General features: G+C 40.4%; 17 protein-coding genes. 7 read left to right on the top strand and 10 right to left on the bottom strand.

Translation table 11 applies throughout. The features are described from left to right. Positions 1 to 95: 95 nt before the first annotated feature. The 3 genes from metG to PDL71_RS05490 all read right to left on the bottom strand — a co-directional run bounded on the left by metG (position 96) and on the right by PDL71_RS05490 (position 3,839). A complete protein-coding gene (gene metG / locus PDL71_RS05500) occupies positions 96 to 2,219 on the bottom strand; it encodes a methionine--tRNA ligase (protein WP_407526466.1) in 2,124 nt (707 codons plus the stop codon). Between the two features lie 185 nt (positions 2,220 to 2,404). Continuing rightward, the gene (locus tag PDL71_RS05495; RefSeq protein WP_407526463.1) at positions 2,405 to 3,025 is read right to left on the bottom strand and encodes a prolyl oligopeptidase family serine peptidase; all 621 of its coding nucleotides are present in this window, start codon (positions 3,023 to 3,025) and stop codon (positions 2,405 to 2,407) included. Positions 3,026 to 3,269: 244 nt separating this feature from the next. Beyond that, a complete protein-coding gene (locus PDL71_RS05490; RefSeq protein WP_407526461.1) occupies positions 3,270 to 3,839 on the bottom strand; it encodes a Crp/Fnr family transcriptional regulator in 570 nt (189 codons plus the stop codon). A 90-nt stretch (positions 3,840 to 3,929) separates the two neighbouring features. On the opposite strand from PDL71_RS05490, the gene PDL71_RS05485 reads away from it, so the two are divergent. From PDL71_RS05485 to PDL71_RS05455, 7 genes are all read left to right on the top strand, one after another. Then, positions 3,930 to 4,949, top strand: coding sequence for an LD-carboxypeptidase (locus tag PDL71_RS05485; RefSeq protein ID WP_407526458.1), 1,020 nt, complete (start codon positions 3,930 to 3,932; stop codon positions 4,947 to 4,949). A gap of 27 nt (positions 4,950 to 4,976) precedes the next feature. Then, positions 4,977 to 5,192, top strand: coding sequence for a hypothetical protein (locus PDL71_RS05480; protein ID WP_407526455.1), 216 nt, complete (start codon positions 4,977 to 4,979; stop codon positions 5,190 to 5,192). After that, positions 5,189 to 5,635, top strand: coding sequence for a PIN domain-containing protein (locus PDL71_RS05475; RefSeq protein WP_407526453.1), 447 nt, complete (start codon positions 5,189 to 5,191; stop codon positions 5,633 to 5,635). Before PDL71_RS05480 ends, PDL71_RS05475 begins: the two co-directional genes overlap by 4 nt. Continuing rightward, positions 5,635 to 6,543, top strand: a complete 909-nt coding sequence (locus tag PDL71_RS05470) for an LD-carboxypeptidase (RefSeq protein ID WP_407526451.1) — start codon at positions 5,635 to 5,637, stop codon at positions 6,541 to 6,543. Before PDL71_RS05475 ends, PDL71_RS05470 begins: the two co-directional genes overlap by 1 nt. 146 nt (positions 6,544 to 6,689) lie before the next feature. Next, entirely contained in the window at positions 6,690 to 7,274 is a 585-nt protein-coding gene (locus PDL71_RS05465; RefSeq protein ID WP_407526448.1) for a YceI family protein, read from the top strand. Positions 7,275 to 7,307: 33 nt separating this feature from the next. After that, complete coding sequence (locus PDL71_RS05460; protein WP_407526445.1) at positions 7,308 to 8,756, top strand: hypothetical protein; 1,449 nt, start codon at positions 7,308 to 7,310, stop codon at positions 8,754 to 8,756. A gap of 75 nt (positions 8,757 to 8,831) precedes the next feature. Further along, complete coding sequence (locus tag PDL71_RS05455) at positions 8,832 to 9,428, top strand: YceI family protein (RefSeq protein WP_407526443.1); 597 nt, start codon at positions 8,832 to 8,834, stop codon at positions 9,426 to 9,428. On the opposite strand, the gene PDL71_RS05450 is transcribed toward PDL71_RS05455, so the two are convergent. The 7 genes from PDL71_RS05450 to ftsA form a co-directional block, all read right to left on the bottom strand. Next, positions 9,425 to 10,252 (bottom strand): alpha/beta hydrolase, encoded by an 828-nt coding sequence (locus PDL71_RS05450; protein WP_407526440.1) that lies wholly within the window; start codon positions 10,250 to 10,252, stop codon positions 9,425 to 9,427. The two genes, PDL71_RS05455 and PDL71_RS05450, sit on opposite strands and share 4 nt — an antisense overlap. Beyond that, positions 10,249 to 11,037, bottom strand: coding sequence for an alpha/beta hydrolase (locus PDL71_RS05445; protein ID WP_407526437.1), 789 nt, complete (start codon positions 11,035 to 11,037; stop codon positions 10,249 to 10,251). Before PDL71_RS05445 ends, PDL71_RS05450 begins: the two co-directional genes overlap by 4 nt. A 293-nt stretch (positions 11,038 to 11,330) precedes the next feature. Then, complete coding sequence (locus PDL71_RS05440) at positions 11,331 to 13,316, bottom strand: KUP/HAK/KT family potassium transporter (RefSeq protein ID WP_407526434.1); 1,986 nt, start codon at positions 13,314 to 13,316, stop codon at positions 11,331 to 11,333. Between the two features lie 212 nt (positions 13,317 to 13,528). Beyond that, the gene (locus PDL71_RS05435; RefSeq protein WP_407526432.1) at positions 13,529 to 14,773 is read right to left on the bottom strand and encodes an S-adenosylmethionine:tRNA ribosyltransferase-isomerase; all 1,245 of its coding nucleotides are present in this window, start codon (positions 14,771 to 14,773) and stop codon (positions 13,529 to 13,531) included. Between the two features lie 164 nt (positions 14,774 to 14,937). Beyond that, on the bottom strand, positions 14,938 to 15,228 hold the full coding sequence (locus PDL71_RS05430) for a hypothetical protein (RefSeq protein ID WP_407526429.1): 291 nt from the start codon (positions 15,226 to 15,228) through the stop codon (positions 14,938 to 14,940). A gap of 233 nt (positions 15,229 to 15,461) precedes the next feature. Next, a complete protein-coding gene (gene ftsZ / locus PDL71_RS05425) occupies positions 15,462 to 17,336 on the bottom strand; it encodes a cell division protein FtsZ (protein WP_407526426.1) in 1,875 nt (624 codons plus the stop codon). Positions 17,337 to 17,456: 120 nt separating this feature from the next. After that, the gene (ftsA, locus tag PDL71_RS05420) at positions 17,457 to 18,839 is read right to left on the bottom strand and encodes a cell division protein FtsA (protein ID WP_407526424.1); all 1,383 of its coding nucleotides are present in this window, start codon (positions 18,837 to 18,839) and stop codon (positions 17,457 to 17,459) included. Positions 18,840 to 18,962 lie beyond the last annotated feature (123 nt).

The raw sequence follows: 18,962 nt of genomic DNA, 5'->3' as shown, positions 1-18,962 counted from the left end.
TATTTTCTATCGGAGTTGCACTTGCCTTTCACGCAATCGTATGGGTAATTAATATCATCGTTTACAACTCCTGAGTTATGAAAATTAAAAGCAGATTAATTCACCGGGGCCCCGGGATTAATAATGCTGTCAGGATTTACAAAATGCAACTTGCCATCTTTGTTTTCGGCCATTAAAATCATACCGTTGCTTTCAATACCACGCATTTTACGTGGCGCCAGATTGGCAACTACTACCACCTGTTTTCCAATGATATCTTCAGGTTTGAAATGAAGTGCTATGCCGCTTACAATAGTTCTGGTTTCAAAACCAAGGTCAACAGATAGTTTCAACAGCTTATCTGCTTTCTCAACTTTCTCCGCAGTAACTATAGTACCAACACGCAAATCAATCTTTGCAAAATCATCAAATACAATTTCAGATTTCAGAGCAGCGGTTTCAGATTTTGGTGCTTCCACTTTTTGTTCCTCCTTTTTTACAAGCCCTGCTTTTAATTTCTCAACCTGGAATTTAATTTCATCATCTTCAATTTTTCTGAAGAGCAATTCAGGTGCACGTAAGGCATAACCCACACTCAGCAATTTTAATTTGCCTGCATTTTCCCAATCCAGCATCTTCTCCACCACTTTCATCATGTGCAGCATCTTCTTCGCTGTAAATGGAAGGAATGGGTTGATGAGGATGGCAAGATTGGCACTCAATTGCAAACAAAGATGTAAACAATTATCAATTTCCTTTTGAGCTTCGGTGGACTGTGGTCCGTCGTCTGTGGTCTTCTTCGCTTTTATCCACGGCTCCTTTTTCTGCATGTATTGATTTCCCTTTCGGCTCAGATCAATCACCTCAAACAATGCTTCACGAAATTTAAAATCCTCTAAAAGATTTTCAATTTTCGATTTTGCATTTCCGATTTCTTTCATCAACTCTTTATCCGTATCATCCAGCAGCTCTTCATGCAGCTTCGGCACTTTACCGCCGCAGAGCTTATGCATGAGCACCCATGTACGATTAATGAAGTTTCCAAAGATGCTCACCAGTTCACTGTTCACTGCATCCTGGAAACCCTTCCACATGAATTCACTGTCTTTTGTTTCAGGTGCAATTTGTGTGAGATAATAGCGAAGCATATCCACACACTGTTCGCCCCCGTTTTCTTTCTTCACAAAATCATTTATATAATCACGCATGTCCAGCTTCCAGTTACGGCTCGTACTCATTTTATCACCTTCCAGGTTCAAAAATTCATTAGAAGGAACGTTGCTTGGCAAAATATTACCATGCAATTTCAACATGATGGGAAAGATGATGGCATGAAAAACGATATTATCCTTGCCAATAAAATGCACCAGCTTGGTATCAGCATCATACCAATAAGGTTTCCAGTCTTTATCATTATCAATAGCCCATTGTTTGGTAGCGCTGATGTAACCGATAGGCGCATCAAACCACACATACAGCATTTTCCCATCAGCACCTGCTACAGGCACTTTAATACCCCAATCCAGATCTCTTGTAACAGCACGTGATTGCAAACCTCCTTCAATCCAGCTCTTACATTGGCCCACCACGTTGGCACGCCAGTCATCTTTATGCTCTTTCAAAATCCACTCCCGCAAAAACGCTTCATGTTTGCCCAATGGTAAATACCAATGCGACGTTTTTTTCTTAACAGGCGCACTGCCGCTTAACGTACTCACCGGATTAATCAATTCGTCAGGGCTTAAAGTCCTTCCGCAATTTTCACATTGGTCACCAAAAGCACGGTCGCTGCCGCAATTGGGACAGGTACCTTTTATATAACGATCAGCCAGAAACGATTTTGCCTCTTCGTCATAATACTGTTCCGTTTCTTTCACTTCCAGTTCACCACGGTCATTTAAGTAGGTAAAAAACTCCTGCGCCGTTTCATGATGAATGGGTTCACTTGTGCGGTGGTAAATATCAAAGCTCATACCCAGGTCTTCAAAATCCTGTTTCATTGCTTCATGATACTTATCAATAATGGCACGAGGTGTGGTGCCTTCTTTTGCTGCCTGTATAGGAATAGCGGTGCCATGTTCATCACTGCCACACACAAACACTACATCACGTTTTTGTGCACGCAGGTAACGTGTATAAATATCTGCTGGAATATAGGCACCTGCCAGATGCCCCACATGTTTTAAACCATTGGCATAAGGCAATGCACTTGTAATTAAATATCGTTTCGGTTGAGTCATTGTATTGTTGTGTAACGGGCTTTTGATCTACTATGAAACTTCAGTTGCGTCGCACACTGCATCTTCAGGTAATTCTATGGAGCAAATGCGTTCACAAAAGAATCCGCAAAATTAACCGAAACGGACCCATCGCCCAAACCCAATAAAAAACCCTCCTGCCGGAGGGTTTAGAAGTAACATAGCTTTTATTTCTTTTTCTTTTGTTGAAACATCCACTTCAGATAATCAGGTTCAGCAAATGCATTATCCCAGCTGTTATGATTCACACCCGGGTATTCAGAATATTTTACACGCATTTTAAGTTGTTGCAGCCGTTGCACCATTTGTTGCGAACGCTTTACATCCACCACAGCATCGGCTGCGCCATGAAATACCCAAAATGGCACTTTTTTAACCCGTGCATCGTAGAGGTTTGTATTGCCGCCTCCGCATATAGGCATTGCTGCAGCATAGAGTTTAGGAAAACGGTACACTGATTCAAATGTACCCATACCACCCATTGATAAACCGGTTATATAAACACGCTTCGCATCAACAACACCATCACTAATCATTTGCTGCACCAGTGCATTAGCAGCAGCCAGTGGCCAGTTTGCAGGTGCTGCATAATCAAATTCAAATTGATAGGGTTGTTTGGAACGATCCATTTTAACAGCCGCCCAAAACTCATTCTCCGGACATTGAGGAAAAAGTACAATAGCAGGAAAATTTTTCCGGTTGGCAGCATCAAGAAAAAGTTTGGCCCCATGTGTTAACTGCTTTTCATTATCACTGCCTCTTTCCCCTGCACCATGTAAAAACAACACGCAGGGATATTTTTGAGCAGGGTTATAATTTTCAGGGTAGAGAACCCGATAACGAAGTACAGAACTGCCGTAAGCAAATTCTTTTTTCTATACAGTGATAAATCCTGTGCAAGAATGAAACCCGGAATGAATACCCATAAAAAAAGTAAATAGTAACGCATGGTTCTTGTTTTTTCAAATTTAATTTTTTCAGGCATTTATCAGAATCTGCAATTAAAAACTTTTTTAAAACTCATCACCACTATCAAAGTGCAGAACGGATGCGGCTCAGTGTTTCCAATGTAACGCCCAAAAACGAAGCGATATAAGAAAGCGGCACCCGTTTGATGATATCGGGATTTTGCTGTAATAATTTTTCATACCGCTGCTGTGCTGTTTCAAACTGAATGGCATCCATACGTTTCTGAGAAAGAATCAATGAGCGGGTGAGCATTTTCCGGAATAAGGTTTCAATGTCATGATGCTGTGCAGCCAGTTGCATTAAATCATTATGGTGAATACCATAAACAAGCGAAGGCTCCAATGTGTGAATGATGAGATGGCTGGGCGTACGTTGAAAAAAACTGGTGATGGAAAAGAAAAACTGTTCATCCAGCGCAATCCATTCAGTGATTTCCTTACCGTTTTTGTAATAATAAATGCGTGCAATTCCTTTTTCAACAAAATAAAGATAATCGCTCACTTCTTTTTCACGCAACAGTAAAAAATCTTTGGGCAGTTCCCACTCTTTCCATGCCGTAAGAAATACGGCTTCACTTTGCGGTGAAATGGTGGCCATTTGCCGGATTGCATTTACAAGTGAAGAATGATTCATAGCTAATAAACTGTAATTTACACCGCAGAACATTGGCAGCAGAACCTTTCGTAATTTTTCTGCCAAATCATCGTCACTGAACAGCGTACTATGAACCGTAAAGATTTTTTATCATCTGTAAGCATGGCCGGCCTGGCACTTCCACTGGGTCATCCCGGTATGGAAGAACCGGAAACAGCACCCATGCTTCCACCCTATTTAAAACCCGGCGACACCATTGCCATTACTTCACCGGCAGGTTATTCCAGTTTCAAAGAAATTGAGCCGTCCGTTCAACAAATCAAAAGCTGGGGGTTTGATGTAAAAATTGGTGCAACCATCGGCAAACGCCACTTTACATTTGGCGGCACAGATGAAGAACGGCTGAATGATTTTCAACAGCTGCTGGACGACAGATCCGTAAAAGCGATTCTTTGTGCAAGGGGCGGTTATGGTTTTGTACGGATTATTGATCAACTCAATTTTACCAGATTCAAACTGCATCCTAAATGGCTAATCGGTTTTAGTGATATCACTGTACTCCATTCACACCTCAACCGAAACTTAGGCATTGCATCCATTCATTCCAAAATGTGCAATAGTTTCCCTGAAGACTGGAGCAAAGCCGAACCCATACAGGTTGAAACCATTCTCTCCATCCGTGATGCGTTACAAGGTGTAAAAATGAAGTACACTGCACCATTCAATACATCCAACCATAACGGAACTGCTGAAGGAATATTGGCAGGAGGTAATTTAAAAACGATCGAATCATTGGCCGGAAGCAAAAGCGATCTTCGTACTACCGGAAAAATTTTATTTGTGGAAGATACCGGCGAATACCTGTACAGCATTGATCGTATGTTCTGGAATTTAAAACGCAGCGGCAAACTGGATCACCTGGCAGGATTGATTGTGGGCGGATTTAAACTAAAAAAAGATGAGGGCGAGAATGATACAGTCTTTGGTAAAACCATTGAAGAAATTGTATTGGAGAAAGTAAAAGAGTTTAAATATCCCGTGTGTTTTGATTTTCCGGTGGGGCACCAGAAAAATAATTATGCGTTGAAGTGTGGGGTGAAACATAAATTGCAGATTAGTAATGAAAAAACATTACTTACTGAATTATAATTTTGTAAATTTGAGAAACGCAAGTTTATGATCGTTGAGAAGTTAGATAAAGATAAAGTAACGATTTCTTTTTCAAGAAAGATTGGAAGTACAGGAATCAAGCGGGTTAAAGAATACATTGAATTTCTTGAAAGAGCCAGTACGGTCAAATTGAAGAAAGTACCCCAATCAGCTATCAACAAATTGGCAGATGAAATTTCCGAAGCTGCTTGGAATAAATTTAAAAAGCAGCGTGGTTTATGACCACTATTGTAATTGATGCCAATATTATCATATCAGCCATTCTAAATCCTTTTGGCGCTATTCCAAAAATTATTATTGTAGGTACCCCAAAAACAGAATTTGTTATACCTGACTTTGCATTAAAAGAAGTCAATTTGCATAAGAAAAAAATCTGCAAATACAGCGGTATCAGCTCAACTGATTTTGATATGCTCTTATCAAGCATTTCAGCTCATTTGATTACTCTTTCCTCAGATGAAATAAGCTCCAAAACAATTAAAACTGCAGCACTGCTTACAAATGACATTGACTCAAAAGACATTCTTTATGTTGCACTAAGTATAGAATTGGGAGCTTTATTATGGACGGGTGATAAAAAACTTTACAATGGACTTAGAAAAAAGAGGTTTGCTTCTGTAATTTCAACCCAGGAAATAAAACACATCTTAAAAGGATTTTATTAATGAAGATTCCTCCCTACCTGCAAGCCGGCGATACGATTTCCATCACCTGTCCGGCAGGTTATATGCCTTTGGAAAAGGCAGAAACCTGTATTCACACATTACAGCAATGGGGTTATGAAGTGTTGGCGGGCAAAACACTCGGCAGCAAATCCAACAATTATTTCAGCGGAACAGATGAGGAACGGTTGAATGAATTTCAGGCCATGCTGGATGCACCGGAAGTAAAAGCCATCCTCTGCGGACGTGGCGGTTATGGTGTTGGCCGCATTATTGAACAATTAGATTTTACGCAATTCAGGAAAAATCCGAAATGGATCATTGGCTTTAGTGATATTACAGTATTACATGCACATATCAACCGTAATTACAAAATAGCAACACTGCATGCGCCGATGGCCGCCGCTTTTAATGATGGTGGTTACAAAAACAAATATGTAAAATCCCTCAAACAGGCGCTGGAAGGAACACCGGCTAAGTACCAATGCAAAACAAATACACTCAACAGAAACGGTATTGCAACGGGGGAATTAATTGGCGGCAATCTTGCGTTGCTGGCACATCTCACAGGCACTACCTCCGACATTCAGACCAAAAATAAAATTCTCTTTTTAGAAGATGTAGGAGAACAGCATTATAATGTAGACCGTATGATGATACAGTTAAAACGCAGCGGCAAATTTGAACAGCTTGCCGGGCTCATCATTGGTGGTTTTACAGATATGCAGGATACACAACGACCTTTTGGCAAAAAAGTATACCAGATTATTCATGAACATATTGCTGAATATAAATACCCTGTTTGCTTTGGTTTTCCGGTAAGTCATGATAAGGAAAACCTCGCTTTAAAATGTGGAGGCGTTTATTCACTTAACATAAACGCTCACAACGTACAGCTATACGAACCCTGATATTAGCACTGAATTTTATTGATTTGTGACGCCAGTCAATGCATAGTGTGACAATAATCACACCGTTTCTGTAGTTGAGTCATTTCCTGCCAGTTGATGCTGAACAACTTTTGTGAAGTCATTTTTCACAGCTTAAATAAAAGTTTATGAGCATCAAATTCATCATCCGTCCGCTTCTGGTAATCCTGATTTTCACTTTTCAATACCTCCAGGCGCAAACCTATTCAGCTACAACTTACAAGCTTTCCATAAAAGGAACTTCCACCATGCATGATTGGAGTTCTGCAGCAACCAATGTTACAGTACAGGGAGATTTTGTAATTAATAACGGCATCATAGAAAAAGTTACCGGAGGTAATGTAAATGTGGTAACCAAATCCATTAAAAGCGATAAAAACTCAGGTTTAATGGACAGCCGCACACATGAAACATTAAAGGCTGATAAAAATCCTAACATCACTTACGCCGTAACCAAAGTTACCGGTGTACCTGCCAGTGGTGGAGAAGCCAGTGTAACAGTAAGTGGTAATCTAAACATCGGCGGCACTTCAAAACCTACAGATCTCACTTTAAAAATGAAAGTATTACCCAACGGTGATATTGAAATTAAAGGCACTAAAAAAATCCTCATGAGTAACCATGGTATTAAACCTCCATCTTTTATGCTGGGTGCATTAAAGGTAGGCGATGAAGTTACCCTTGACATTTATGTAGTTCTTCACAAAAAATAAAACCAAACTATTTAAAAATTAAAACAAACGTATATGAAACGTCCATCATTTAAAACAGTACTTGCCGTCTTTATTCTAACTGCAATGGCAGCAACTGTTTCCGCACAGAAGATTCAATACTCCCGTTATTATGATAAAAGAGGTATCAATGTATTTGAACCTTCCAAAAAAGACACCGTAGCTTACGAAGGATTTAAAATAAGAATCGGTGGTTCTTTTACACAAGATTATCAATCCATTAAAAGTACCAACAAAGCCAACTATGTAGTTACCAGTCCTACCAATGCTACAAACAGAAACCTTTTAGTGGGCTTGGTTAAGAATGCAAACGGCAGCTATCAAAACAATGACAGTGTTACATCCCGCATGAATGGTTTTAACCTGGCCATGGCCAACCTGAACTTTGATATTCAGATTGATGATGGTATTCGTGTATTTCTTGAAAACTACATGAGTGCCCGTCACCACAATGAGTTCTGGGTAAAGGGTGGTTACATTCAGATAGATAAACTGCCTATGTTCGGCAACCCTGAATGGTTTACTAAGTACCTGCGTGTAAAAATCGGTCACTTCCAACCAAACTATGGTGATTTCCAATTCCGCCGCAGTGATGGTGGTAATACCATCTTCAACCCATTTGCTGAAAACCTGTTACTGGATGCCTTTACAACTGAAATTGGTGGTGAAGTGTATGTATTCCCAACAGCTGATGTTATGTTGATGGCCGGTATGACTTCCGGATTTATTAACGGAAATATTCAACCCACAGCAGAATCAATAAATTCTAACGGCGTGGTAAGAACCAAACGTTCTCCATCTATTTTTGGTAAAGTGGCTTATGACAAGCAAATTCAAACTGATCTTCGTTTCCGTTTATCTGCATCTGTTTACAACAACTCTAACATTGTACGCAACACCTTGTTTGCCGGCGACCGTACAGGTTCACACTACTTTGCAGTAATGGACCCTGCACAAATTAACGGCACAGCAACTTCTATCACTGCCAACTTTACTTCAGGCCGTTTAGACCCAGGTGTTGCCAACAGGGTTACCGCTATCAACGTTAGTCCATTCCTTAAATACAAAGGACTGGAACTCCAGGGTGGCTATGATATGATTAAAGGTTCAGTATTTGCTGATGTAGCCAATGGAAAATGGAATAAGCGTGACTGGAACCAGGCCTATGGTGAACTGGTGTATCGTTTCCTTAAAAATGAACAACTGTACATTGGTGCACGTTATGTAACTGCAACCGGTGAACCCAGTGGTTTAAGATATGGTACTAATGACGGAAGCCTGAACGGACAACAAGCCAAAGTAAATGTAAACCGCTTTGCCTTTGCTGCCGGTTATTTCCCCACACGCAACATGTTGCTGAAAGTAGAAATGGTGAATCAAAAGTATAATGATTTTCCATGGGCTGACTACCGCTACAATGCCAAGTTCAATGGATTTATGGTTGAAGCAGTAATTGGTTTCTGATTTCATATACCTGTTTACTATACAAAGCCCTGTCATCCTTTGCACAGGGCTTTGTTTTAACAGAAATCTTTTTACATGAAATGGATCTGCATCATATTGATATTTTTTGCAAGCGGTGACACTGCTTTTAAAGTAGCGTACAAGATTGATGCAAAAAGCCGTTTGTACCTGAACGGTAAAACAAACATCAATAATTATGAATGTTACTGTAAAGATGATTTTCCGGTAGCAATCATCAGTGGTACACAACAGCAAAACGGACGTATTGATTTTTCCAATGCGGTACTGCAGGTAAAAACATCCTTACTCAGTTGCAAAAACAAACTTATGAACAGGGATATGCATAAAGCACTCAAAGCAGAGGAGCACCCTTACATCATTATTCAACTGCACGATGCCACACTTCTTAACACCAGTTCCTCTCTTCAATATAATACCTGGTACTCTTTTACTGCTAATGTTACACTAAGTATTGCCGGTGTGAGCAAAAAAAATCAATTACAGGTACAGGTAAACAAGCTAAGCAACCATCTCTTTCAACTCAAGGCCAGTAAAGATTTACTCATGAGCGACTTTCATGTAAAACCCCGTACTCCATTTAATATGATTAAGATTGAAGATAAAGTCACCATTAATTTTGATATGACGATTGTGGTGAATGAAGCGAATTAATGATTGAGCAAACTATCCAGTTTTTGCTGATACAACTCAAACGTACTTAAATCATTATGGCTCCCCTTTTCAATTGTAATAAATTCATCCCCGGTTTTTAACAAAGGTCTCAATTGCTCCGCATTACTGTAAGGTATAACGCCGTCTTCCGTACCATGAAAGATGGTAACAGGTATCTTCACAAACGGCAGATATTCATGTACTGAAAATTTATACTGCAGCATGGAAGCTGTGGGATATACCGGCAAAAAAGCAGAAGCCAATGAAGGCAAACTGTAATAAGGTGTTTCCAGGATCAACCGTTTGCCACCTGCATGACTGGCGAGTTCTGTTGCCACACCGGTGCCTAATGATTTGCCGTAAAAAATAATACTATCACTGCTGAATTGCTTCTCCGCCATTTTATATAACAACAGAGCATCGCTGTAAAACCGCTGCTCTGTAGGGTCGCCGGTTGATTTTCCGTACCCGGGGTAATCCATCATCCACACTTCATACCCATGCCGGGTAAAGGCGGGAACAAACTTTGCATAGTGATTGATATTTTCCCTGTTGCCATGAAAATAAAGTACCACACCACGGCTGTGCAGTGTGTCTTCCGGGTAAAATTCCACAATGCTCAATTGCTCCTCTTCGTTCAATCGTATTAAAAGATCCCGGTGCGGTTGTTTAAAATCAAACCTGTAATCCGGGGGAAGCTGTTTGGATTGAAACAGGAGTTTATCCTGGAAAGTCCAGAGCAAAATTCCGATGAGCGCATATAAAAAAAGCATCACCTTGGCGGCATTCCAGATTGCTTTGGTCACAGGTTTGCGGCGGCTCATATTTTTAAAATATCTCGGATAAAGTTGTGGTATTCAGGAAACGAAGGCAGATTGTTATGCCCGCCTCCTGCAATCCGTATCAAAGTTATGCGTCGTGGATTAATCTGCTGCAACCGCTCACTTTGCCGGAGCGGAATTAACCAATCTTTTGTACCATGTATGATGTAGGTATGACATTTCACATTTTCAATCCAGCGATCCGTTCTTAACTGGTAACGCAGCACCCACTTCATAGGCAGAAAAGGAAGGAAGCGTTCGGCTGCTTTTTTAAAACTGAAATAAGGTGCATCCAAAATTAAATAGCGTGGATGATTATCACTCGCCAGCTTGGTAGCGAAACCACTGCCCATGCTTCTTCCATAAACAATGATGTGATCTTCGGGGAACTTTACCAGCATTTCATCGTATACAAACTGCATATCATTGAGCATGGCTTTTTCACTACGTTTACCGATGCTTTTACCAAAGCCACGATAATCAACCAACAGCACATCATAACCAAACCGGTAAAAATCTTTGGCATATTTACCCCAACCTTTAATACTCCGGGTATTGCCATGAAAATAAATAATCAACCCATGAGGTTTCTTTACATAAAAATGAATACCGCTGATTTTTACGCCCTGCTCTGGCTCAAAACTCACTTCCTTAAACGGCGCATCATATTTAAATTCAAAATCCTGTTTGAGTTTTTCAGGTTTGAATATAAACCGCTCCTGCACCAGGTAAGCTATCAACATTACCAGCAGGTAAGCGAGGATGATATAGATGAGCGTGGGAGACAATAGAATGCCGTTTGCAGGTTTTGATTTGTTGTTTTTGGTTGATTATGGACGGGAGAATGATTAAATGTAAGAGAAAAATTGTAATGAAGAGGTATACTAATTCTAAGATGCCTTTACACAAGTTCTTATTTTAGATTTACCATTTAGTTGCTTTATTGAAAAACAAAGCCTTCAAGTGTGCGACGCAAGGGACGATGTTTTTTGCAGATTAGCTTGTAAACAAAAAATCCCGTCAGATGAAGCCATCAGGCGGGAATTTTCAAATTTTCTGATATTCAAATCTTCAAATTTTCTCATTCCTCATCCGGAGGGTAAATACGTTTTAACTTGAGGGAGCTGATTGGGGCTACAATTAACGGGAATTTCTCCACTGACACATTGCTCATATCCAGTCCAAAACCTTTTTCTTCGCTCAACGCTATTTTCTTGATGGCAAAATAAATACGCATCACCACTCTTTCCAGGAACGGCAATTCATTATCCTGGCTCAGGAATTTTTCCATCACCACAAACTGAAAATCGCCCACAACATTATTGCGTTGTAAACTTTCATAACGGCTGGTGATATTCACTTCTTTATTCGCCACCATATCTTCCACTACTTTGCGGAACATGAGGTTGATACGGGGCTGCATACGGAAACCTAAACGGAATTCCACCCGTATCACTTCATTAGGAATAATTGTATCTACTTCATATTCGCAGGTATAGGGATCATCCAGTGTATCCACATGCACAAACCAGTAAATATCAGCCCGCTTGGGTTTACGGTTTAAAATAGAGTAAATAATTTTATGCTCAATCTCCCTTGGATTATTAGCGCTGGTGAGGTACACAAGATGGGTGGCATGTTTGGTTACCGTCATATCATTACTTAATTCCTGCAGGAGCGGCAGGTAATGATCCAGCCGTACAAACTCCACGTAACGGTTTTTGATTTTACGGCTGCGGTACCAGATGTACATAACAAGAAACATAAGGAAGCCAATGATAAGTGTAATGTATCCACCGTGTAAAAACTTATCAAGCAGGGCTATCATGTAACCGCTTTCAATTACAAAATAAACAATGAGGAACAGCCATATAATAACAGAATTTACCCTGTGCAATACAAGGTAATTGGCAAACAGTACCGTTGTCATGAGCATGGTTACAATAATGGCCAGTCCATAAGCTGCCTCCATGCGGGATGATTCTTTAAAATAAAGAACTACAAAAATGCAGCCCATAAACATAAAAAGGTTCATAAAGGGTATGAACAACTGACCACGCTCTTCACTGGGATAATTGATTTTTAACCGGGGCCATAGGTTGAGACGCATCGCTTCACTTATTAAAGTAAATGCCCCTGCAATCATAGCCTGGCTGGCAATAATTGTGGCACTGGTAGCAATGATCACACCGGCTATAACAAACCAATGCGGCATTAAATCATAAAATGCATGAATTCCTGTTTCAGCTTTAAAAGCAGCATCGATTGTTTTTCCTTTATAATGAGATAATAGTGATGCGCCCTGCCCAAAATAATTAATAAGCAAACATGCTTTTACATAGATCCAGGAAAAACGGATATTTCCACGTCCGCAATGACCCAGATCACTATACAACGCTTCGGCACCCGTAGTACATAGAAATACAGCACCCAACAACCAGAACCCTTGCGGATAAGTAGCTAAAAATTCAACTGCGTAATGAGGACTCAGCGCTTTAAAAATAGACAGGTCATCTGTAACGTGAAATAAACCCAAAACTGCCAGCATGGTAAACCAAACTAACATTACAGGTCCGAAGAACCTGCCGATGGAACCGGTACCAAATTGCTGCAGAAAGAAAAAAACAGTAAGAATGCTTAAAACTATAATAACTATAGTATCCACGTGCATCTCCCTGAACTGAGGTAAAACTTTCAACCCTTCAATAGCTGATGTAATAGAAATAGGCGGGGTGATAATACCATCAGCCAGCAGGGATGCTCCACCAATCATAGCAGGAATTACCAACCATTTTCGCCGGCGACGTACTAATGCATATAAAGAAAATGTACCACCTTCCCCCCTGTTATCGGCTTTTAAAACAAGCCATACATACTTTAATGTGGTTTGAAGAGTGAGTGTCCAGATAATACAGGAAAGCGATCCGATGATAAGCAATTCTGACACTTCTCTGCCATTAATAATTGCATTAAAAACGTAGAGCGGTGACGTACCGATATCACCATAAATGATTCCAAGTGCTATTAATAACCCCGCACCTGTTACTTTTTCTGTGTACTTTCCCACAAATAGAGAATTATTGATGGATACGAACCAAATTTTAAATTGGTTGCTAATTACCCTGTAAAGGTAGGGGTTGGAGTGAAATGGAAAAAAAGTCTTTAGCAAGTAGTTGTTAGTCGTAAACCAGCTTACACCTGTTTATCGCATTCACCTGCTTTTAAAGTCAAACAGTTTTTCGCATTAAAAACTGTCAACTATCGGCTGCAACAATCCACTTACTTCTCACACCACAACAAACTACCATCACCATAACTCAGAAACCTGAACTCATGAGCCAATGCATAATCGTACACTTTACGCCAGCTATCACCAATAAATGCAGCTACCAGTAAAAGCAACGTAGAGTTCGGTTGATGAAAATTAGTAATCAAAGCATCAGCAATACGGAGTTTGTACCCGGGTGCTACCAGAAGCTGCGTATGGCAAACCAGTTGCTCCAGCTGGCGGTCGTTCATCCATCCGATGAGGGCCTGGAGGGATTGTTCAGTTGAAATATTTTTGGCAGGTAGTTCATACGCATCCCATTGTTTTACTTCCAGTTCTTCAATACCTGCATCCGGATTCATCAATGCTTTTACACCCATCCAGTACAGTGTTTCCAAGGTACGCAGTGAAGTGGTACCAACAGGAATTACATCTTCCGGATGATAATTGAGAATATTTTCAATAGAGGATTTATTTACCTGTATCCATTCTTTATGCATTTCATGATCTTTCATCGTTTCACTCTTCACCGGTTTAAAAGTACCGGCGCCCACATGCAGGGTTACCTGCTCCATTAAAACACCCTGTTCCGAAAGTTCATTTAATAATTGTGGTGTAAAATGCAGTCCGGCTGTTGGCGCTGCCACGCTTCCTTCTGTTTTAGCATACACTGTTTGGTAGCGCTCATAATCTGCTTTCTCTGCATTGCGATGCAGATAAGGCGGCAGTGGAATAACACCGGCATAATGCAAGAGCTCACCAAAAGCAAAATCATCATGCCAGCTAAACTCAATTACAAAACAATCAGGCAAGCGTTCTTTGATTTGTGCAAAAAGATGAATGGTATTCCCTTCCGCTTCAATCTTTTTTTCCAGCACCTGTTCTTTCCATTTACTGGCGCCACCAATCATACAGTTCCATTGCACTTTGCCTTTACTTATCATCGCCTGTGTTAGTTCTGTATTGTAGGCCGGCTCCAGGCAAAAGATTTCAATTACGCCACCGGTGGGTTTTTGAAAAAAGATGCGGGCTTCAATAACTTTTGTATTGTTAAAGAGTAATAATGTTTTACGGGAAAATTGTTCTGCTATATTCCTGTAAGTTGTTTCGCTGATGTTCCCGTTTTTATAAATAAGCAGCTTGCTCAAATCCCTTTCTTCCAATGGGTACCTGGCAATGCGTTCGTCAGGCAGGTTGTACGTATAATCTTTTATTTCAATTGCTGATGGATGCTGCATGCTGCGAATTTCGTTCATTACATTCAATTTGCAGTATTACAACAAAGAAGCTGTAAAGGTTGTGTGAAAAAGAGAAGGAGTTGAGGAAGGAATTTATGGAACCGGCAAATGTACCATCGAGGGAGCGGTATTGTGTCACTCACTTCATCGTTCCTTTTTCCAATGATACATGTGGGCACCAACTAACTCAACGAACAACCCCACTCCAATTTATAAATACCGTCTTTGCCTTTTACACAGGTAAATAAAAAACTGGTGATAAAAGGCAGGTTCAACTGCTCATCCGTCATCAACATTTCTACAGTACCGCCTGCATAAATATCATTGGTAGAAGTTTCAACAGGTTGCCAGATGCCGGCAGGTTTAACGGTGCCATAACCCATATCAGCATGGGTACAGGCCAGTCGTTCGGCCAGGTTACAGATGAATTCGGGTTGGTGAAGTTGAGTGATGATGGTAAGTAAGGATTTCATGGCTGTTTGCGTTGTATTTATATATGAGAGATGCTTATTCTTACCTGAGGTTTGTTAGGGAATTGTTAGTGTTTACCTATAAAACCACGAAGGGTACCGGAAAGACAAATTCACAGTTTTAGTCTTCGTTGCCCTGTGTAAAAAACCCCTCTGAAAAATCAGAGGGGTAACACAACTAATAAACTCAACTACTCAGAAATAAAAAACAAAGGCATTTTCATCGGTTACATTTTTTAATCCGGTTTCTTACCATCTAAGAAAGTATTAATGGTATTGATCTCGGCTTTATTATTATCATCTGCCTGTACAGTATAATTGCTGTAAAAGTTCTCGGCAGGTGAAATGGTATTGTACAATTCCAGGTTCCTGCGCAGGTAAGCAGGCACATTTTCAAACTCACTGTTAGGATCTGCAGGATTGTTGATGTTAAAAGAAAGATTGCGCAACTTCTGTAAACGTTCGGCAGCTTTTTTGCGTTGCTCCTGGGCTTCATCATATACAGGAGGCTCTTCGTTTACCGGCAGTTGGAACTTTTGTTTGGTTGTCTCTTCCACCTGAGAAGCATTTTTCTCCACCAGTTGCATGTCAAAACTTTCCTCATCATCGTTTACAAACTGAATGGGGACATGCTTTTCTTTCTTTTCTTCAACATTCGGCAATTCCTGCTGAACCGGTTTTTGCTCTGCTGCATGGTCCTGCTGTGGTTCAGCATAAATCATAGAGGGCTTCTGTAAAAATCCTGTTGATGGTTTTTGATTTGTTGCAGCTACTTCCGTTTGTTTCATTACAGGAACGCCCATCGGAGTTGCTTCACGCATAATGATTTCTTCTTTCTTTTCCTCCGTTTTCGGCGCAACAACTTCAACCGGTTTTGTTTCAGCAACAGGTTGTTGAACAGGTTTAACAACCGGCTCCAGTACAAACTCAATACGAGCGGTTTCTACAACAGGTTGTGGTTTTATTTCTTCCTGCACTTTTACTTCTTCTGCAATTACAGGAGCAATGGGGTCTTTTACTTCTTCCTTGAACAAAACTGGTTGCACCATCTCTTTCTTTGGCTCCGGCTCACCTAAAACCATCACAATCTTTTCATCCTTCGGTTTTGCTTCTTCTTTTACCACCGGTTTTTTATCAAACGGATTTTTTTGTTCAAAGCCGGTTGCGATAAGCGTAATACCAATTTCATTTCCCAATGCAGGGTCATAACCCAAACCAAGAATCACATCCGTATCTTCTCCTGCCTGGCTCAGCAAATGATTTTGAATGATTTCTACTTCATCCATTGTAAACTCATGTTCACCTTCTGCACTGTTGATATTAATTAAAATCCACTTGGCACCACGTATATCATTATCATTTAATAATGGTGAATTCAATGCCTGCTCAATGGCCAGCTGTGCACGGTTTTCACCACCTGCACTTGCATTACCCAAAATAGCAACACCGCCATTCTTCATCACGGTACACACATCAGCAAAGTCCACATTGATTTGCCCTGTACTGTTAATTACATCCGTAATACATTTTGCAGCAGTGGCGAGTACATTATCCGCTTTTGAAAATGCTTCTTTCATTTTCAAATTACCAAACTGGTGACGCAGTTTATCATTGCTGATAACAAGCAGTGTGTCTACATATTCTTTCAGACGATTGATACCATCCTCCGCCTGTGCAATCCGCTTCTTTCCTTCATAACCAAACGGCGTGGTAACAATTCCAACAGTGAGTATGCCCAGGTCCTTACAAATTTTTGCAATGATGGGTGCCCCACCTGTACCTGTTCCACCGCCCATACCTGCAGTGATAAACGCCATCTTCGTATTAACTTCCAATATGCGTTTGATTTCTTCCAAACTTTCTTCTGTTGCCTGTCTGCCGATTTCAGGATTAGCACCTGCACCAAGCCCTTGTGTTAAGTGCGGACCTAACTGTACTTTGTTGGGCACAGCACTCAGTGCAATGGCCTGTGCATCTGTATTGCAAATGATAAAGTTTACACCATCTTTTATTTGCGAATGCATGTGATTTACTGCATTACTTCCACCACCACCCACACCAATTACTTTGATGATGGATGATTTTTCCTTTGGCAAATCAAAATGTATCATAATGTTCGTTTAAAGCAGCCCCCTTTAATTCCCCCAAGGGGGAAGACTGGTGACCTATTATTTAATCGGGTTGTAAGTTTTAAAAGAGCTTATTGGAATTTGTATTTTGAATTTTGATTCTTAGAACTTTTTATCCTCCTCTTCATGAAACAAATCAATCAATCCGTCTTTAATGCTGTCCATAAATCCTTTGAGACTTTTGCGCTTTTTGATTTGTATCTGATGGGTATCCGTCGGTTCATCATAAGTAGTTACCACTTCAGCAACAGGCTCTTCCACTACTACACCTTTTAATTTGTTCTGTGTATTTTCAAATACGTTGTAACCTTTTAAGATAAGACCGATACAAGTAGAGTACATCGGCTTCGCCAGTTCATCAATATGACCTGCAGCTAAATGCTCATTAGGATAACCGATGCGGGCATTCAAACCTGTAACATATTCTGTTAACTGAATGAGGTGTTTCAATTGCGAACCGCCACCTGTTAATACAATACCACCATTCAACAAGCGATTATCCAAACCCACTTGCTTTAAATGATAGGCTACAAAATCCATAATCTCACTCATGCGTGCCTGGATGATGTTAGCGAGATTCTTTACACTAATTTCTTTTGGCTGCATACCACGGATACCGGGAATGGTGATGAACGCATTTGTTTTTGCTTCATCAGCCAATGCACTTCCAAACTGCACTTTCATTTGCTCTGCCTGTGTGCGCAACACACCCAAACCCATCTTAATATCATTGGTAATGTTTTCACCACCAAAAGGAATCACAGCTGTGTGTTTTAAAATACCTTCATAAAACACAGCAAGATCAGTAGTACCACCACCAATATCTACAATGGCAACACCTGCTTCCAAATCATGCTCACACATTACAGCAGCAGCAGATGCAAGCGGCTGCAACACGAGGTCTTTTGTTTTTAAATTACTTTTTTCTACACTGCGGTTGATATTGCGAATGGCATTTTTATCACCTGTGATGATGTGAAAATTCGCTCCCACTTTTACACCACTGTAACCAATGGGATTGGGAATGTTTTGAAAATTATCAACGGTGAATTCCTGCGGAATTACATCAATAATCTGGTCGCCCGCAGGAATGTAGGTTTTGTACTGGTCGCTGATGAGCTGGTCAATTTCTTTTTGAGAAATTTCTTCGTCCGTTAATTGACGCACAATATCACCACGTGTTTGCAGTGATTTGATGTGATGACCTGCAATGCCCACATACACTTCATTAATTTCTAAATTGGGATTGCTGGCATAACAGTTTTGTAACGCCTGTTCAATGGCTTTAATGGTTTGGTCAATGTTGAGCACCATACCATGTTGTACACCGTTGGAATTCGCCCGACCAAAGCCAAGAATTTCCAATTTGCCGAATTCATTTTTACGGCCTGCAATGGCTGCAATTTTGGTAGTACCAATGTCCAAACCCACAATGATGGGATTGTTGTTTACGGTAGTGGTTCCGTTTGGCATTTCCGTTGTCATAGTTGTATTGAGTTTTAGTTGTGTGTTGAAAAATATTTGTTTATTGTTGTTGTTTATTTTTTTGTTGTCATCGTTGTTGCTGCTATCAGGCTTGTGTTGTGTCACTCACTTCATCGTTCAGTA

It is taken from the genome of Lacibacter sp. MH-610, assembly GCF_045780045.1.
GTDB lineage: Bacteria > Bacteroidota > Bacteroidia > Chitinophagales > Chitinophagaceae > Lacibacter.
Note: the sequence above shows the minus strand (reverse complement) of the source record. Positions and strands in the feature narration are given on the sequence as shown.

Excerpts from the sequence above, each read along its gene's own strand:
- ftsZ (WP_407526426.1), bottom strand. The coding sequence starts at position 17,336 with ATGATACATTTTGATTTGCCAAAGGAAAAATCATCCATCATCAAAGTA.
- PDL71_RS05475 (WP_407526453.1), top strand. The coding sequence starts at position 5,189 with ATGACCACTATTGTAATTGATGCCAATATTATCATATCAGCCATTCTA.
- PDL71_RS05455 (WP_407526443.1), top strand. The coding sequence starts at position 8,832 with ATGAAATGGATCTGCATCATATTGATATTTTTTGCAAGCGGTGACACT.
- PDL71_RS05465 (WP_407526448.1), top strand. The coding sequence starts at position 6,690 with ATGAGCATCAAATTCATCATCCGTCCGCTTCTGGTAATCCTGATTTTC.
- PDL71_RS05450 (WP_407526440.1), bottom strand. The coding sequence starts at position 10,252 with ATGAGCCGCCGCAAACCTGTGACCAAAGCAATCTGGAATGCCGCCAAG.
- PDL71_RS05485 (WP_407526458.1), top strand. The coding sequence starts at position 3,930 with ATGAACCGTAAAGATTTTTTATCATCTGTAAGCATGGCCGGCCTGGCA.
- metG (WP_407526466.1), bottom strand. The coding sequence starts at position 2,219 with ATGACTCAACCGAAACGATATTTAATTACAAGTGCATTGCCTTATGCC.
- ftsA (WP_407526424.1), bottom strand. The coding sequence starts at position 18,839 with ATGACAACGGAAATGCCAAACGGAACCACTACCGTAAACAACAATCCC.
- PDL71_RS05435 (WP_407526432.1), bottom strand. The coding sequence starts at position 14,773 with ATGAACGAAATTCGCAGCATGCAGCATCCATCAGCAATTGAAATAAAA.
- PDL71_RS05480 (WP_407526455.1), top strand. The coding sequence starts at position 4,977 with ATGATCGTTGAGAAGTTAGATAAAGATAAAGTAACGATTTCTTTTTCA.
- PDL71_RS05460 (WP_407526445.1), top strand. The coding sequence starts at position 7,308 with ATGAAACGTCCATCATTTAAAACAGTACTTGCCGTCTTTATTCTAACT.
- PDL71_RS05490 (WP_407526461.1), bottom strand. The coding sequence starts at position 3,839 with ATGAATCATTCTTCACTTGTAAATGCAATCCGGCAAATGGCCACCATT.
- PDL71_RS05470 (WP_407526451.1), top strand. The coding sequence starts at position 5,635 with ATGAAGATTCCTCCCTACCTGCAAGCCGGCGATACGATTTCCATCACC.
- PDL71_RS05430 (WP_407526429.1), bottom strand. The coding sequence starts at position 15,228 with ATGAAATCCTTACTTACCATCATCACTCAACTTCACCAACCCGAATTC.